The following is an 18,095-nucleotide window of genomic DNA, read 5'->3' on the forward strand; positions in this document are numbered from 1 at the left end:
CTGGTTAAATTTTGTGTAAGTCCTAAAGCTAATTAGGGGCGGTACTACATGAATTGTCAAATTTGTGCCTTTGCCAAGTTCGGACTCGACGCTAATTTGACAACCATGTTTTTCCACAATAATTTGATGAGCGATGTCTAGACGACAAGCCGCTCCGTGTCTACGCTAATCCCAACCCTGTATTTTTACTGCTAGCTTTTGTCGTCAATAAATGATCAGGCTAGCAAATCCCTAAGCAATATCTGGTTAATTAATAGCCTTTTTAAAGAGGGTTAGTGAGAATCTAAAAGTGCTTAAAGTTTAGAGAAAAACACTTGTCCAACAACCTCTTTTGACTACTGAATTCAGAATAGCTGAATTTTTCTTCAATTGACAGCCCCTAACTGAGTAAGTGCGTCTTCTGTGACACGGCAAATTCGCCAATCATCTAATATAGATGCTCCTATACTACGGTAGAATGCTTTAGCTGGTTCATTCCAATCCAACACACTCCACTCTAACCGTCCACAGTCACGTTCTATAGCTATCTGGGCTACTTTAGAAATAAGAGCTTTACCAATACCTTGCCTACGATATTCTGGTAAAACAAATAAGTCTTCCAGATAAATTCCGGGCTTGGTCAAAAATGTTGAATAATTATGAAAAAATAGGGCAAAAGCAACAGCTTGACCAGCAGTTTCTGCTAAAATCGCTTCTATATATCTGTGCGAACCAAATAAATGCTCCTTAAGTGCCAGAGCATCGCCAGTGACAGCATGAGATAATTTTTCATACTCAGCAAGTCCCTGAATTAATTGAAAAAGTACGCTGTAATCAGTTGGTTCAGCAAAACGCAAAATCAAATTGCTACACGAAGTCATTAGTCTATAGTCTATAGTTCATAGTCCATAGTCTATAGGCAACTGTGCAATTTTTTTTAAAATGACTAAACAAAAGCCGAAAAAGTCACAGAAAGCCCGTTTTTGGAGAGTTACGGTAGTCGAAGCTCAAGAAATATAAATATATCAGCCCCTAAATTTATTATTGGAGCTAATTAAGTCAAACCATGCGGGTAATTCGAAATTCAAAATTCAAAATTAAATATCTATTTTTGAATTTTGAATGGGAACAAAGTGACAAACGGGGATTGCGTCTCTATCTTCGTGAATGTAACTAAATTAACCAACCTTTTAAGCGTTTAGCTATGTGGGGACGGCGTAATTTCCGCATCGCTTTGCTTTGAATTTGGCGCACTCGCTCACGGGAAAGATTGAACATATTGCCAACTTCTTCTAAGGTACAGGGTTCGCTGGTTGTCAAACCATAACGCAGAGAAATCACATCTTTTTCTCGTGGAGTTAACACATCACCCAACACTTCCCAAATCTCCTGACGCATCATGTTTTCATTCATTTTTGCTTCTGGAGACAGGTTATCTTCATCTTCTAGCAAATCCATCAATTCCGTGTCTTCTTCTTTACCTACACGGTGGTTGAGAGAAAGTGCTTGACGGCGTAGCTGTTGTAGTTGGCGTAGTTGTTGCACACTAATTTCCAAAGCTTCTGCCATTTCACCTTCGGTAGGATTTCGACAGAGTTTTTGCTTTAGTTCCCGTTGAGCTTTTTTCAGTTTGTTAAGCTTTTCAACAATATGAATAGGTAGCCGGATTGTCCGCGCATCGTTAGCTATAGCTCTGGTAATCGCTTGTCTAATCCACCAATAGGCATAAGTAGAAAACTTATATCCTTTATCTGGATCAAACTTTTCTGTAGCGCGATTTAAACCCATTGCTCCTTCCTGAATTAAATCCAGAAAAGGCACTCCCCGATTTAGATATCGTTTGGCAATAGAAACTACTAACCTCAAGTTGGAGCGAATCATTTTGCGTTTCGCTACTCTACCTTGATACAAGCGACTTTCTAGTTGCTTTTCGGTCATTTCTAGCTCGGAAGCTACTTCTAGTTTGGTAGGTTCCTGTCCTAGTTTTAAGTTTAAAGCAGCTTGTAATTCCCTAATTTCCTCTAGAAATCTAACTCGTCGCGCTAACTCTACTTCTTCATCAGCTTTTAAAAGCGGATAACGCGCCATCTCTTTAAAAAACGCGCCGACGGCATCATCATGCTCGGTTTTATTGTATCCCGAAGGGCGGGCCGCCGCCATGTCATCTCCATCGCGTTCATCTGATTCCAGATTTTCTACTACAATCGGAGGCTCTTCATCTGCCACTGCATCTAAACTATCGAGTGATGGTTCTTCAATATCAGCAGCATTCTCCAGTATTTCCATTTTTCCCAATTCAACAATGTTCATAGTTTCCTTTAGGGATTGTTGTTTTGTTTGGTACATAATTTAGTTACAGCTACTCGTTTGAGGCTTGGTAGTTTTCCCTAATGGACGAATGCACCCCTTTATATGTCGGAATAGAAGCTTCTACTAATTTCTATTCAAGAATAAAAATCTATATCTACCTACAACCTACGGGTTACAGTTAGATACAACCTACAAAGTAACTGACCTAAGCACCCAACAAAACTTTCTTCTCAGGCTTCTAACAGATTATATTCTTCATTTTTTTCTTAATTACCAAATATGTCAAACCCCCTCAAACTTTCTCAACCTGAACAAACATAAAAATCTCAGCTAACCATCCAAATTTCTTAAACTTTCATATATTTTTCTAAATATATATTTTTCTGTTTAGGTATTTGGAAGTCACTGGATAAATTTAAAACCTGGTGATGGGGTTATGCTTTCCCAATTTCAAGTTACCCAAATGATACAAATTACAATTATGGCAGCTTAATTTTGGGATGTTCTTATTTGTATAAAAGCATCTCATATACAGAAAGGGTTGAATATCTATCGATAGGCGGAAAAAGGCTACTCCCTATTTAGTAGATAGAGCAACTGTTGCAGCAAGTGCCGACATGCTTTTATTTATATAGTGGGTACCAAATATTTATTGCATGTATAGTTGATACGAATTTGTCTAGTAGATTACATAAGAGGAAACTTATCAAGTATTATGAAGGATAACAGTATTGAAAAATACTATTTAAATTTAAGAAAGCAAAAAATTAGAGTTTAGTTAGCTAGGTTAATTTTGACCAGCTATGTGAGGAAAATATTTAACTATAAAGTCAGTAGCTATGTATATTAATGACATAAAATTATCTCCTTTAGTAGTGGCTGAACCTAGCGAATCGTACCAATCAGGTACAACTCTTAATAGATGGGTTGAAGTACTGGTAGACTGTCCAGGAAGTACAGGATTATTTACTTATCGATTGCCAGCCCAGTTAGAAATAAAACCAGGGGATATTTTGAGCGTGCCATTTGGGGCACAACAATTAGGAGCGATCGCAATTCGGTTACTGGCACAACCAAATATCGATTTAGCACCAGAAAAAATCCGGGAAGTAGAAGATATAGTCAGCGTTGGATTTTTCCCAAGTGCTTATTGGGAATTACTCAATCGAGTTGCCGCATATTACTATACGCCCCTGATTCAAGTAATCCGGGTTGCTCTACCACCAGGGTTGCTGGGGCGATCGCAGCGCCGTATCCGCCTTGTTAGAGGAGGGGGAGCAGGGGGCAGGGGGCAAGGGGCAGGGGGAAGTAGTTATTTGCTAGCATCTTCCGATCCTTTAGCTTTTTTGACTCCTACTGCGCGGCAAGTTTGGGAACTTTTGCAAGGGCAGCCTGCGGGGGATTATAGTTTCGCCTACCTTCAACAAAAAGTCAAATCTGCCTATCGGGGAATTCGGGAGTTGCTGCGATTCGGTTTAGTAGAAAGCTATTTAGAACCGCCACGGCTGACTCGACCAAAGCTACAAAAAGCGGTCATACTCACAGGTACAATTGATAGCGACTTAACTACCCGCCAGCGAGAGATTTTGGAAGTGCTGCGGCGGCATAATGGGGAGTTGTGGCAAAATGAATTACTGCTAATTTGCAATGCTAGTTCTTCTATCCTCAAAACGTTGACACAAAAGGGTTACATCGTTATTGAAGAACGGGAAGTATTGCGAACTGAACAGGGCCCAGTATTAGCAGGTGATGGGGCTAAATCTTTAACTGCTGCCCAAGCTAGCGCTTTGCAAACAATCCAGACACTCGATGGATTTGCTGAAGTTTTATTGCATGGGGTGACGGGTTCGGGAAAAACCGAAGTATATTTGCAAGCGATCGCACCTCTCATCAAGCAAGGCAAATCTGCCCTTGTCTTAGTACCAGAAATTGGACTTACACCCCAGCTAACCGATCGTTTTCGTGCCCGTTTTGGCAATAAAGTCAGCGTTTATCACAGCGCTCTCTCCGACGGTGAACGTTACGACACTTGGCGGCAAATGCTCACCGGAGAACCCCAAGTTGTCATTGGTACGCGCAGCGCAGTTTTCGCGCCTTTGCCCAACTTGGGTTTAATTATTTTAGATGAAGAACACGACAGCAGCTTTAAGCAAGACTCACCCATACCTACTTACCATGCCCGTACTGTAGCCAAATGGCGAGCCGAATTAGAAAATTGCCCTTTATTGTTAGGTTCTGCTACACCTTCGTTGGAAACTTGGGTAAGCGTGGGGGGGAAGCATGGGAGCAGAGGAGCAGGGGAGCAGGGGAGCAGGGGAGCAGGGGGAGAATTCGTAACTCCTCACTCCTCACTCAGCACTCAGCACGGGCTAAACGCCCCGCTACCGCTAACATCACTCAGCACTCATTATTTAAGTTTGCCCGAACGCATCAATTCTCGCCCTTTGCCGCCTGTGGAAATAGTCGATATGCGGCAAGAGTTGCAGCAGGGAAATCGTTCTATATTTAGTAGATCGCTGCAAGAAGCTTTGCAACAGTTGCAAGAGAAAAAACAACAGGGAATTTTATTTATCCATCGTCGGGGACACAGTACTTTTGTCTCATGCCGCAGTTGTGGATATGTGTTGGAATGTCCGCATTGTGATGTGTCACTGGCGTACCACCACACCGAAGAAAAAGCGCCGGAATTATTGCGCTGTCATTATTGTAATTATGCGCGATCGCATCCCAAATACTGCCCCGATTGTAGTTCCCCTTACCTGAAATTTTTCGGTAGCGGTACTCAGCGAGTAACGCAGGAATTAGCGCGACAGTTCCCAGAGTTACGCTTGATTCGTTTTGATAGCGATACCACCCGTAACAAAGGCTCACACCGGACTTTACTCACCCAATTTGCCAACGGCGAAGCGGATTTATTAGTTGGTACGCAAATGCTTACCAAAGGTTTGGATTTACCACAGGTGACACTTGTGGGCGTTGTCGCCGCCGATGGATTGCTAAATTTATCAGATTATCGTGCCAGTGAACGGGCATTTCAAACCTTAACTCAAGTCGCTGGACGTGCTGGTAGAGGAGACGATCCGGGCAGGGTGATTGTACAAACTTACACCACAGAGCATCAGGTAATTGCAGCAGTGCGATCGCACGATTATCACTCTTTCTCCCAAGCTGAACTAGAACAACGCCAAGCCCTCAATTATCCCCCTTATGGGCGGTTAATTTTGTTGCGCTTAAGTAGTCTCGATCCTATTCAAGTGCAAAATACCGCGCAAATTATTGCTACAGCCTTGAGTACAGAAGAAGAATTCGAGATATTAGGCCCAGCACCAGCGAGTATTTTACGAGTAGCTAATCGTTATCGCTGGCAGATATTGATTAAATTTGCTCCCGATGCATTACCACAATTGCCAGATTGGGAAGAAGTGCGATCGCTTTGTCCTTCGTCTGTTAGTTTGACAATTGATGTAGACCCATTAAATATTATGTGATTTTCTTGGGCTAAAAGATTGAGAAATCTGGTTTATCTAAAATAGTCCATTGATAGGTTTGTAGTAAGCACTTCAGTGCTTGAATATTTGAGGACTAAAGTCCTTACTACAAACGTATTTAAGATTGAATTTTAATCTAATTAATCAACAATTCTGGTGCTACCAATCCTTTTTGGATCGCTAAGACTGCGGCTTGAGTGCGATCGCGTACTTCTAGTTTCTGCAAAATTGCATGAACATGAACCCGCACTGTACCAGGGGCAATGTAGAGAATCTCAGCAATTTCTTGATTGCTTTTGCCAGCTGCTACCAGTGCCAAAATTTCTTGCTCGCGCTTCGTTAGGGGATTTTCTAGGTTTCCCTCAGTTTTTGCAGGTAGCGCCACAGTAGAATTGCCCTCAAAAGCTGCTCTGATCTCTGTTGTTGCCGTTTGATCCCACCATGAAGCGCCAGCTGCAACCGATCGCACTGCCAAGATCAGAGATTCAGCAGGAATACCTTTCAGGCAGTAACCTTGGGCCCCAGCTGCAATTAACCGTGAAATCAGAGGTTTCTCAGAACGAGATGTTAAAACGAGAATTGGTAAATTTGGGTGCTTCTGCTTGATTTGGCGACAAGCTTCAATCCCACCAATGCCGGGTAAACCTATATCTAGCAAAACCAAATCCAGGGGATAGCGATTTGCCAATTCTACAGCTTGTTCCCCATCTTCTGCTTCTGCGACAATCTCCAAAGTAGTTTCTTGCTGCAACCGCATCCGCAGACCTAGCCGAAACAATTCATCGTCTTCAACTAGTAAGATTTTTGTCATTTGTCATTTGTCATTTGTCATTGGTCATTGGTCATTGGTCAATAAATAGTTCTTCTTCCCCTGCCTCCCCTGCCTCCCCTGCCTCCCCTGCTCCCTGCCCCCCTGCTTCCCTACTCACCTACTCCCGGTAGTGGACAAGCTGGGAGTCGAAAACCAAACATTGCTCCCCGTGGTGAGCGATTCTCTGCCCAAATTGTACCCCCATGAGCAGCAATAATTTGCCTGGTTAAATAAAGCCCTAGTCCCGATCCTGAGACGTGGCGATCGCTATGTCCTTGATAAAATCTCTCAAATAAGTGGGGTAACTCTTCTTCGGTAAAGCCGGAACCAGTATCGAGTATTTTTACCACTTGATCGCTAGAATAACCTTCAAGTACCACTTCCACTTTACCGCCACGGGGGGTATGGTTAATACCATTACTCAGGAGATTGGTGAAGACTCGCCCCAGTTGCAAAGGATCGCCATTTACCCAGAGAAAGCTCCGAAAATCTGATTCGCCATAGTGTAGAGAAATATAAACCTGACGTGTTCTCGCTAGTTCAGCCAGGGTAGCGATTACCTCCTCCGCCACAGTTGCCAAGTTAACAGGTGATATCTGTAATTTCAGCCCTTCAGCATCATTACGGTATACATCTAAAAGAGTTTGGACTAATTGCAGTGTACTCCGGTGACTACGAGCCATAGTTTGGAGAACTTTTGCTTGCATTGGTGTGATTTCACCAAATTGCTCATTTTGAAAATATTTCAGCGTTTCAATTGCTCCTAATAGGGGTGTTTTCAAATCATGCGTTAGGGTGGAAACAAAATCTTCACGCATGATAGCTAGTTGTTCTTGGGAGCGTAATTGTGCTTGTGTATAAGCGATCGCTTCTTCATTGCGGTGGTTGCGGTCACTTAACCAACCCGTTACCATCAACGCCAATACTGCAATCAGCCGATTTGCCAAAGTTGAGGCATTAATCATTTCTCCTCCGGGGACAAACAAATTCAATAATGTTAATCCTGTAGCAGCCAGAGTGATCCCCAATACTGCTTTCCGATTCAGTCGAGAATCTGCTAACAAAATTGTCCCTGTGTAGAGGTAGCCGAATACGTACTCAGGTGGTGTCAAATATTCTAAGCCTATGACGATCGCAAAGGCGATCGCTATTAGCCCATAAGTCTCTCCACGCTCATTTATAGCTTCTTTCATAGCCACTAATCGACTTAATATCGTCATTTCTGATTTACTAAAAAATCTTTATCCCACAATCTTTACAACTATTTAATTCAGCGATTATGATTTATCTGCAATCTATATCTGCAAATATTCACTTGAGTATTAACCCGAAAATTACGATTGTCCAGATGCAAAAAAGGGGACTGGGGACTGAGGATTGGGGACTGGGTAGTTGTCCACAAGGGCCAGGGTATCTAAAACAACCTTCCCATACCGTCATTTATTTAATAAAATCCTTTTAAATATTTATATTCTTTGAACGTAGCAAACTTCGAGAATGTATTGTATAAACAAATAATACTAACTAGCGAATTAGATGAATTAAAAGTAAAGATTAAATATTTTTAACAATAAGTTAAATAAGTATCTGGATAGCAATAACTGAAAATAGTAAATCCAGATTACAAAATGGCGGTGATATGAGATATCACTAAATTCCTCCAAATCAAATACTTCAACAGTTAATCTGTTATTTCTAATAATTGGTTTGCTAGCACTTAAATTTTACCCTGCGCGAAATATATGGGACAAGGTTTTTTGCAAATTGGCTTAACGCTGTGTATTGTCATAGCAATTACTCCGCTACTCGGTAGATACATAGCCCGTGTCTTCTTGGGAGAAAGAACACTACTGGATTTTTTAATGAACCCCATAGAACGAAGTATGTTCGTACTAGCGGGTGTTCGCAGAAAAGATGATATGACGGGTTCGCAGTATATCCGGGCTGTACTGTACAGCAACCTGATTATGGGTATTTCAGTGTATTTACTGTTATATTTTCAGAGGCTATTGCCCTGGAATCCTAATGGTTTTGGTGCTACCAGTTGGGATGTATTACTGCATACAACCATTTCCTTTGTAACGAATACTGACCAGCAGCACTATGCTGGTGAGACAACCTTAAGCTATTTTAGCCAGGTAGCGGCTTTAGGCTTTTTGATGTTCACCTCCGCAGCCACCGGTTTATCTGTGGGAATTGCCTTTATTCGCGGGCTGACGGGTAGAAGGCTGGGAAACTTTTATGTCGATATCGTCCGTGCAATTACGCGCATATTGCTACCGATTTCGATTATTGGAGCGATCGCTTTGCTTCTAACAGGTGTACCACAAACATTAGCGAAGACTATGGATGTGAGAACCTTAGAAGGCGGAACACAATATCTTGCCAGAGGCCCAGTGGCATCCTTTGAAATGATTAAACTTTTGGGCGAGAACGGCGGAGGCTTTTTTGGCGTAAACTCAGCACATCCTTTTGAAAATCCCAATGGCGCTTCTAACTTAATAGAAATGATCGCCATGATTTCTATCCCAGCAGCGTTGATTTACACCTACGGTATATTCGCCAACAACATCAAACAAGCTTGGCTGCTTTTTTGGATGGTGTTTGTGATTTTTGTCGTTCTGGTGGGAGTGACAGCCGTGGGAGAATTGCAAGGTAATCCCCTAGTTAATAACGCCTTTGGATTAGAACAACCCAATTTAGAGGGGAAAGAAGTTCGATTTGGCTGGTTACAAACGGCATTTTGGGCAGTTATGACTACCGCTACTATGTCTGGCGCTGTGAATGGGATGCACGATTCTTTGATGCCCCAAGGAATATTTTCGACTCTCTTCAATTTGTTTATCCAGGTTATTTGGGGTGGACAGGGAACTGGAACAGCTTACTTATTTATTTACTTAATTCTTACAGTGTTCCTAACTGGACTAATGGCAGGACGCACCCCAGAGTTTTTAGGACGCAAAATTGAAAAACGCGAAATTGTCCTCGCCAGCGTCGTGTTGTTGATTCACCCAATTCTAGTTTTGATTCCCAGTGCGATCGCCCTGGCTTATCCCATCTCTCTCTCTGGAATTAGTAACTCTGGCCATCACGGTATTTCTCAAGTAGTTTATGAATACGCCTCAGCCGCCGCAAATAATGGCTCCGGCTTGGAAGGGTTGAAGGACAACACCCTGTGGTGGAACTTGAGTACTTTAGTTAGCTTAATAGGAGGACGCTACATTCCGATAATTGCCATCCTGCTGTTAGCTGACGGTATGTCTCGCAAACAACAAGTACAAGAAACCCTTGGTACCCTAAGAACTGATTCTCTAGTATTTACTGGTATCACTGCTGGAGTGACATTGATTTTGGGAGTATTGACTTTCTTTCCCGTTTTAGCTTTAGGCCCCATAGCTGAGGGTTTGAAACTAGCATCTGGCAATTAGAAAATTTATGAGTTATAAGTCTGGAATTAAGAGAATACCAAAAAATAAATAAATTATCCTGTTTTGTAGGGGAGCCAGTGCTTTGTGCTGAATCCATCGCTGTAGGAGGATTTCCTACCGTAGGCGACTGGTATTAGCGAGTCTTGTCTGCGACACGTTGTTCGCGTTCGATCGTCCGTCCTTCTGGTGACAATCGAACGCGAATAGAGGTAGGTAGGAACGAGCATCGCTTTGGCATTGTGTTCGCGATCGCATAGCGTGCCCTAAAGGTTAGATCTATTTTTTATTGGAAACTCCTAACTTCTAACTCCTAACTCCTAATTTTTAACTTTTAACTCCTAACTTTATTCATGAATCAAGTGGCAACTAACTTCAGAGCTAGACGGCCAAATCCTCGTTCTGGCGATCGCCGTCAAGGACGTAAAAAAGCAAGGACAAGTAAAAAGTGGCTGTACTTAAGGGCAATTAGAGATGCTTTTGTCAAGCTTAACCCTAAGTATGTAATCAAAAATCCAGTAATATTTGTGGTTTGGGTGGGGACAATCATCATTCTATTGCTCACGATTGATCCCAATTTATTTGGCCCAGCCCTACAAAAGAACCCGCAACTTTTCAATGGCTTACTGTCGGGGATTTTATTCTTTACAGTTTGGTTTGCCAATTTTGCCGAAGCAGTGGCAGAAGGACAGGGTAAAGCTCAAGCTGATGCCTTGAGATTAACGAAATCAGAGGCGATCGCTAAAAAACTCGCTCCCGACGGCACAATTAGTGAAGTTTCATCCACTAGCCTGAGACAGGGCGATAACATCTACGTTATTGCTGGCGATATCATTCCCGGCGATGGCGAGGTAATTATGGGCGTTGCCTCAGTAGATGAATCGGTAATTACTGGAGAATCTGCACCAGTATTAAAAGAATCAGGCTCAGATGTTTCCAGTTCTGTCACTGGTGGGACGCGGATTATCTCAGATGAATTAATTATCCGGATCACTACTGACCCAGGCAAAGGCTTTATTGACCGGATGATTGCCTTAGTAGAAGGGGCAGAACGCAGCAAAACACCCAATGAAATTGCCCTGACTGTATTGTTGGCAGTTCTCAGCTTAGTGTTTTTGTTAGTCGTCGTAACTCTGCCCGCACTTGCTTACTATGTCAACAGTCCAGTCAGCGTACCAACTTTAATTGCCCTATTAGTGGCATTAATCCCTACAACCATTGGCGGCTTACTCAGTACCATCGGCATTGCTGGTATGGATCGAGTTGCCCAATTTAACGTCATTGCCACTTCCGGAAAAGCAGTCGAAGCCTGTGGTGATGTAAACACTTTAGTTCTTGATAAGACAGGTACAATTACCCTCGGCAACCGTTTGGCGGAAGAGTTTATCCCTATAAACGGTCATTCAATATCAGAAATTGCTAATGTTGCGTGGGCGGCTAGTATCTTTGACAATACACCAGAAGGTAAATCTATTATTCGACTGGCAGAAAAACTAGTAGCACGGTTTGATTTTGATTCCAACCAGGCAGAAGGAGTTGATTTTTCCGCCAAAACACGGATGAGTGGGACTAACTTACCTGGTGGGTATGAGGCAAGGAAGGGAGCTGTAGAAGCCATTAAAGGATTTGTCCGTTCTCGCAACGGACGCAATACGCCAGAATTGGATGCTGCCTACGAACGAGTTTCTCGCTTGGGAGGTACACCTCTAGCAGTTAGTTTAGATAACGAAATCTATGGGGTTATTTATCTCAAAGATATAGTTAAACCTGGTATCCGCGATCGCTTTGACCAACTGCGACGGATGGGAGTGCGTACCATTATGCTAACTGGAGACAACCAAATCACAGCTTCTGTTATTGCTAAAGAAGCTGGAGTGGATGACTTCATCGCTGAAGCCACACCAGAAGACAAAATCAGTGTCATTAAAAAGGAACAAGCAGCAGGTAAACTAGTTGCCATGACGGGAGATGGGACTAACGATGCTCCCGCATTAGCCCAAGCTAACGTTGGCGTTGCCATGAATACAGGGACACAAGCTGCAAAAGAAGCCGCCAACATGGTGGATTTGGACTCCGATCCGACAAAGCTGATCGATATCATTAGCATTGGTAAACAATTGTTGATTACTCGCGGAGCTTTGATGACATTTTCTATCGCTAATGATATTGCTAAATACTTTGCAATTATCCCAGTGATATTTGTCGCTGCTAATCTACAAAGCCTGAATATTATGAATTTAACTAGCCCTAAGTCTGCTGTACTATCAGCGCTGATTTATAATGCTTTGATTATTCCTGCTTTGATTCCCTTGGCATTGAAGGGTGTGCGGTTTAGACCACTGACAGCTAATCAGCTACTCCAACGCAATATCTTAATTTATGGCTTAGGTGGGGTGATTGCGCCATTTATCGCCATTAAGTTGATAGACATACTGATTACACTTGTAGGTTTGGCTTAAGGATAGAAAAAGTAGAGACGCTGCGAAACGAGCGCATCTTGACCAAAGTAAAATAATAAACATTTTTACTTTTACCGTTGAGAGAGAGAACCAAAAGAATATGAATAAACAGGTCGATGTTTGGGAAAAGTTTTTGTCGATAAATCTGATACAGGCGATGTTCTTTGTTTGGTTGCAATTGCTTAAACAACACTCACACTCGCTATTTTTATCCTGCTGTGCTTGAATGTGGTAATTGCCCTAGATATTTATGCTGTTAGCAGCAGCATCTTTAAACATCGTTCTAATTGGGTAAAAGAATTAAAATTAAAAATTAATTTTAGTAATAATTGGAAAAGTTTTTATGGCTATTATTCGAGAAACTATCAGAGCAATTTTTATAACTCTAATGCTTTGGTTGTTGACTGCAATCATCTATCCTCTGATCATTCTTGTAGTGGGTCAAGTTTTTTTGCCCTATCAAGCGAATGGCAGCATTATGCTGAATCTAAATAATGAACCAATTGGTTCAGCTTTGATTGGTCAACTATTCACATCCGAGCGATATTTCCATCCTCGTCCTAGTACTGTTAGATATAGCCAAGGAAAAAAAGCCAAGCCAACTGGCATATCTGGAGCCAGTAATCTCGCTGCTAGTAATCCAGAGCTACTAAAGCGGATTCTAGAAGAGGCAAATCAATTGCGAGACGAAAATCTTCAACCGATCGCTGATATGATTTATACCTCTGGTTCTGGTTTAGATCCGCATATTTCCTTCAAAGCAGCACGGCAGCAATTGACGCGGGTTGCTGGTGCGCGGGGAGTCAAAGAAGATGAGATCCTACGTTTAATTAACAAGTATACCGATGACAGATTTTTATGGATTTTTGGTGAGCCGGGAGTCAATGTTCTCCGATTGAATTATGCTCTTGACTTGCAAGATATTAATCGTCAGCAAAATCAATAAATGGGCATTGGGAATTGGGCAAAACAGTTCCGAGTAGTTGTGAGCAAAGAAGTCAGATTTACTATTCACGCGCTCAACCCTAGCTATCCGTTAACAGCACTTCTAAGGGGGATAGATAAAGCGCCGTTTTCCGATGAAATAGGATTGCGATAGAAACAAAGAATGAAATGTCAGATAATAATACTGGTTCGAATGGCACTGCACCTTTAAATTCTGGAAGTTACTCACTTTATCCGGCACGACGGCGGGGTAAGCATAAAATATTTATTGGTATGGCTCCTGGAGTAGGGAAAACCTACCGGATGCTAGAAGAGGGACACGCACTTAAACAAGAAGGCATTGATGTCATCGTTGGGCTTTTGGAAACTCACGGACGCAAGGATACAACCGAAAAGGCAGAAGGACTGGAGATTTTACCCCGTAAGCAATATCCTCGCGGTGAGTTGACACTAACGGATATGGATACAGATGCTATTTTAAAGCGATCGCCCCAATTAGCCTTAATCGATGAACTTGCCCATACCAACGTCCCTGGTTCCCCACGCGAAAAACGCTACGAAGATGTAGAAGTAGTTTTGGCAGCAGGTATTGATGTCTACTCCACAATGAATGTGCAACATTTGGAAAGTCTTAATGACTTAGTAGCTAGAATTACTGGGGTTGTAGTCCGTGAGCGAGTTCCTGACAGAATTCTGGATGAAGCAGATGAAATAGTAGTAGTGGATGTCACACCAGAAACATTGCAAGAACGGTTATTAGAAGGCAAGATTTACGCACCCCAAAAAATCCAGCAATCCCTCGATAATTTTTTCCAACGCCGTAACCTGATTGCTTTGCGGGAGTTAGCTTTGCGCGAAGTCGCAGACAACGTAGAAGAAAATGCGATCGCGACTATCCCCAATGGACAATCCTGTAATATTCATGAGCGCGTTTTGGTGTGTGTATCCACCTATCCCAACTCAGTACAGTTGTTACGCCGGGGTGCGAGGTTAGCTAGCTACATGAATGCCCCACTTTATACTTTGTTTGTTGCCGATCCAGAACGGTTCCTCACCAAGGAGGAAAGCCTACACATTCACACTTGTGAGAAACTCTGTAACGAATTTGAAGGTACTTTTCTTCGTGTTACTAACAGTAACATAGCTAATGCGATCGCAGAAGTCGCCGAGAAATATCGGATTACCCAAATTGTAATTGGAGAGAGTCAGCGATCGCGCTGGCAAATGCTCCTCAAAGGATCTTTGACGCAAAAATTGGTGCGCTTGCTCAAAAATATCGATTTGCATATCATTGCCAGCGAAAAAATGGTTTCATCCAAATAGGAGATCAAATTTCCCCAAAAACTTCAGAAGTAAAGCTTCCATGCAGCCCATAAGGGATATGATGCTTGAGATGTAGCCGTGCAATTGTTCCTTTAGAGAAATCACTAGCATCCAAAATTACCAAATCTGAGCGGTGATGGGCAGCATCATAAACTAAAGCTAATACCCAACCATCATCTTCCTTTTCAGAATCTGGGCGCGGGACAAAAATCGGTTCACCTACAAAACCACGGGGTGCAGCACTCCAAAACTGTCTTTTTCCAGACTGTAAATCAATTTTCAGCAATGCTTGCAAGGGAGCATTACCACTCTCTGCATGAGCCGCACCTATATATAGATATCGATAAGGGTGTCCCACATTCGCCGGATGGATGCTGGGAAATTCACAACAGCGACTATCAATCAATTCTCGCTGCACTGTCCCATTCTTGAGATTTAGATAAAATCGCCAAAGTTGCCCAGGTGAAGAAGCTTCGAAATTAACTTGTCGAAAATCGCTTTTAGGCTCCACTTCTGGTAAATCTTGGTAGCAAATAGAATCAATCAGAACTTCCTCTCCTACCTCAAAAGCATTAACGTGGTGGAAAACGAAACCCGACTGAGTTTCCAGAAATTTTATCTCTTCTTGCCCTTCTTTGGGAAAACGGGGAATAATTATAATTTTAGTTGGCTGATTTGCTTGAAATTTGATACATTCTCCTGCCGCACGTATTCCCAAGGCAAAAGGTATGGGATTAAATGTGACAGGATTTTGAAAGAAGATGCAGTAGTTGGGAGTAATAACAAAATCGTGAATGAAACAGAAACCGGGAACCTTATGAGCTTGCTGTCTAACAATTTCACCCACTAAGTTTAGCTCGAAAATAGTAATGGTGGTAGATAATCCTGGCTTAATCGAAAAATTTACTAGGCGAGGTTCGCCCCCATCTTGTTCACAATTATTTTCCAAGCGGGGATGAGCAGCGAAAGCTTCACCTGCTGACAAAGCACCATTAAAATATTCATTTCCCAAAGTTTCAAGAGTCTTGGGATCGAGGCGATATGCTTCAGAAGCTTCCCATAGTGCTAGCAGTTTACCACCCCAATAGATAACATTTGTATTAGCAATATTTTTGAGTTTGAAATCAAAGATATTAGCTCGCCAACCACCGGGTTTTTGAGTACCAAAAGTACCGCGATAAAGAATTTTTCCCGCCTTTTGCTCTGCCAAATACCCAGTTGTCTGGACAAAGCGGTTGCGAAAATGGGCACGACCGTTGGTAAAGGTAATTTTGCTAATCATCCCATCTCCATCAAACGGGTGATGAAGAAATTTTCCATTCACATCCAACAAACCGGGGCCATTTCTAAACAGCGTGCCTTCTAATTCTCTGGGAATTTCCCCTTCTATATCATCAATCCAATAATCAAATTCTTGGGTGAGAGATTGATACCCACCTTGCCAATCTGCACGAGTATAAGATTTTTCTGTAACCGGGCTTTCTTGACTTTTCAAATGCATAAGCTTTGTTTTTTATTGTTATCTCGTACAAAAATATGTAGCAGCTAAAAATAATTCCGTTGCAGCAAGGTTGCAACAGGGAGGCAGCGCACTGACTCGACTTTGGATTTATTACACTATTCCACTATTTCCGACTCTGGTTCTGTCAGTACCAACTCAGACATCAAATCAGGTAAGAAAGCTTGTTCCCCATCTTTGGATGTCTCAGCTTGCTCTTCAGCAGCAGGTAGCCAGTTGATAAATGGTAGGGGTAACAGCGTACTAAGGTTAGTAATTATCACCAATAGCCAAAGTGACTCAAAGTTAGTTGCAGTGATCCCTAACCAATAGGTGATTAATGCCCCCAATGCTTGGGAAACCGTTCCTGCTGAATTAAATACCGACATCAACAAGGCAAATAAAGTTGCTTCCACTCCAGAGGGACAAAGCCTTGCTGCTAGAACCATGACTTGCATAAAGGCAATTTTCCCCATCACAGTGAGAATAAGACTATCGCCCAAACTAAACCAGTGGTCATCTATACCCAACAGTCGGTTTGTGTGAGTCACTAACAACAGCATCGTCATTCCTAACATTGAAGAAAGGACGGTACTCCAAGCAAAAATCACGCGAAAAGGAATGCTTTTGAGGAAACGTTGAAAAATCCAAACACCTGCTAAAGAAGCGAAACTTGTCACCAAGTTTACCCGTCCCAAAAATTCTGGTTCAAAGTGTAATTCGTTGGTAGAGAAGTAGAAAAAGGCTGATTCAGCATTTGGGGTAGCTTGCCAGATGAAGACAAAAGCCGTTGGTAGCCAAATTGTTTTTTGGGTAATGGCTTGGCGTAGTTGCTTCAGTTGATGTTTGATTGGTAAAGGGTTAGTTTGATTACTCTCATTAGTACCTTTGCTAACGGGAGATTCAGCAATTAACCAAGCTACCCCTGAGACAATGAGAGGAAATAAGGCAGTAATTCCAAAGACAGTACGGGTAGTAAAGTATTGAAGCAGCAGACCGCTAAAGTATGCTGTAATTAAACCTCCGATCGCAGAAGCACCCCAGCATACAGATTGTAGTGAACCGGCTTTTGCTTGGGATTCCCCTCTGGCACGTTCCACAACTAGCGAGTCAACTATCACGTCACTCATGGCGACGGAGAGAGAACCAAGAGCGATCGCTAATGTAGCTGCCCAACTAGTATGAACTATTGTGGCCAAACTCATCCAGGAAGCGGTTCCCAGTACCCCGGATAAAATCAAGTAAGGACGACGACGATAGCCAAATATGGGCAAGCCATCAGAGATAAAACCAAATACCGGCTTGATCATCCAAGGTAGGAAGACAATTCCCAATAGCGCCGACACCTGGACTGGACTCAGCAACAGTTCATCTTTGAGGAAAAAGCTCACGGCTAAACGCGATAGCCCTAAAATTCCTTGGACAAAGTAAACGGTGAGAATTGCAATTAACTCCGCATTGGGTTCATTACCCAAGAAGATTTTTTGTGTGAATGAGTCTTTGACCTTGGACAAGCCAGATGATTGAAGCACCATTCGATAAATATTTTTTAAGTTTTATCTACTTTTCTATCATATCGATTCTTAAAACCTAGGCTTTAGGATCAGTTCTATGCCAAGTTAAGCTTTTAGGCTGGGTAATGCCAATATCTCTAAGCAGAAGGCAATCTAGGCGTTATCTTAAGTGTTGTAGAGTGGTTGTCCATAAAATAAACAGCAAAACAATTAGGGTGAGTTTACCTAAGTAAGCTCACCCTAACTTGTGTTTAATGTTGACTTTTTGCTGGAACTTCTGAAATCCTGCCTGTGGCACGCTACGCGAAGTCGAGCCTGGGAGTAAGGCATAGAGAAAATCAGG

General features: G+C 42.4%; 11 protein-coding genes. 5 read left to right on the plus strand and 6 right to left on the minus strand.

The window, feature by feature from the left end; genetic code table 11:
• Nucleotides 1-365 precede the first annotated feature (365 nt).
• Complete coding sequence (locus GJB62_RS03870; protein WP_163931708.1) at nucleotides 366-860, minus strand: GNAT family N-acetyltransferase; 495 nt, start codon at nucleotides 858-860, stop codon at nucleotides 366-368.
• Nucleotides 861-1,152: 292 nt separating this feature from the next.
• Nucleotides 1,153-2,325 carry an RpoD/SigA family RNA polymerase sigma factor gene (locus GJB62_RS03875; protein ID WP_114083591.1) on the minus strand — a complete coding sequence of 391 codons (1,173 nt, stop codon included), beginning with the start codon at nucleotides 2,323-2,325 and terminating at the stop codon, nucleotides 1,153-1,155.
• An 803-nt stretch (nucleotides 2,326-3,128) separates the two neighbouring features.
• On the opposite strand from GJB62_RS03875, the gene priA reads away from it, so the two are divergent.
• Entirely contained in the window at nucleotides 3,129-5,777 is a 2,649-nt protein-coding gene (gene priA, locus GJB62_RS03880) for a primosomal protein N' (protein WP_114083590.1), read from the plus strand.
• 136 nt (nucleotides 5,778-5,913) lie between these two features.
• Here priA and GJB62_RS03885 read toward each other — a convergent pair whose 3' ends face one another.
• Both GJB62_RS03885 and GJB62_RS03890 read right to left on the minus strand, forming a co-directional pair.
• Complete coding sequence (locus GJB62_RS03885) at nucleotides 5,914-6,588, minus strand: response regulator transcription factor (RefSeq protein ID WP_114083589.1); 675 nt, start codon at nucleotides 6,586-6,588, stop codon at nucleotides 5,914-5,916.
• Nucleotides 6,589-6,698: 110 nt separating this feature from the next.
• On the minus strand, nucleotides 6,699-7,808 hold the full coding sequence (locus GJB62_RS03890; RefSeq protein ID WP_114083588.1) for a HAMP domain-containing sensor histidine kinase: 1,110 nt from the start codon (nucleotides 7,806-7,808) through the stop codon (nucleotides 6,699-6,701).
• Nucleotides 7,809-8,330: 522 nt separating this feature from the next.
• Here GJB62_RS03890 and kdpA point away from each other — a divergent pair.
• From kdpA to GJB62_RS03910, 4 genes are all read left to right on the plus strand, one after another.
• Nucleotides 8,331-10,016 carry a potassium-transporting ATPase subunit KdpA gene (gene kdpA / locus GJB62_RS03895; protein ID WP_114083587.1) on the plus strand — a complete coding sequence of 562 codons (1,686 nt, stop codon included), beginning with the start codon at nucleotides 8,331-8,333 and terminating at the stop codon, nucleotides 10,014-10,016.
• Between the two features lie 350 nt (nucleotides 10,017-10,366).
• On the plus strand, nucleotides 10,367-12,472 hold the full coding sequence (kdpB, locus tag GJB62_RS03900; protein WP_114083586.1) for a potassium-transporting ATPase subunit KdpB: 2,106 nt from the start codon (nucleotides 10,367-10,369) through the stop codon (nucleotides 12,470-12,472).
• A 343-nt stretch (nucleotides 12,473-12,815) separates the two neighbouring features.
• Nucleotides 12,816-13,418 carry a K(+)-transporting ATPase subunit C gene (gene kdpC / locus GJB62_RS03905; protein ID WP_114083585.1) on the plus strand — a complete coding sequence of 201 codons (603 nt, stop codon included), beginning with the start codon at nucleotides 12,816-12,818 and terminating at the stop codon, nucleotides 13,416-13,418.
• Nucleotides 13,419-13,585: 167 nt separating this feature from the next.
• The gene (locus tag GJB62_RS03910) at nucleotides 13,586-14,740 is read left to right on the plus strand and encodes a universal stress protein (RefSeq protein ID WP_181852886.1); all 1,155 of its coding nucleotides are present in this window, start codon (nucleotides 13,586-13,588) and stop codon (nucleotides 14,738-14,740) included.
• 4 nt (nucleotides 14,741-14,744) lie between these two features.
• Here GJB62_RS03910 and GJB62_RS03915 read toward each other — a convergent pair whose 3' ends face one another.
• Together GJB62_RS03915 and GJB62_RS03920 are read right to left on the minus strand one after the other, a co-directional pair.
• Complete coding sequence (locus GJB62_RS03915; protein WP_114083583.1) at nucleotides 14,745-16,241, minus strand: carotenoid oxygenase family protein; 1,497 nt, start codon at nucleotides 16,239-16,241, stop codon at nucleotides 14,745-14,747.
• 116 nt (nucleotides 16,242-16,357) lie between these two features.
• Nucleotides 16,358-17,773 (minus strand): folate/biopterin family MFS transporter, encoded by a 1,416-nt coding sequence (locus GJB62_RS03920; RefSeq protein WP_114083582.1) that lies wholly within the window; start codon nucleotides 17,771-17,773, stop codon nucleotides 16,358-16,360.
• Nucleotides 17,774-18,095: the final 322 nt, after the last annotated feature.

The sequence above is a fragment of the Nostoc sp. ATCC 53789 genome (assembly GCF_009873495.1).
Classification (GTDB): Bacteria; Cyanobacteriota; Cyanobacteriia; order Cyanobacteriales; family Nostocaceae; genus Nostoc; species Nostoc muscorum_A.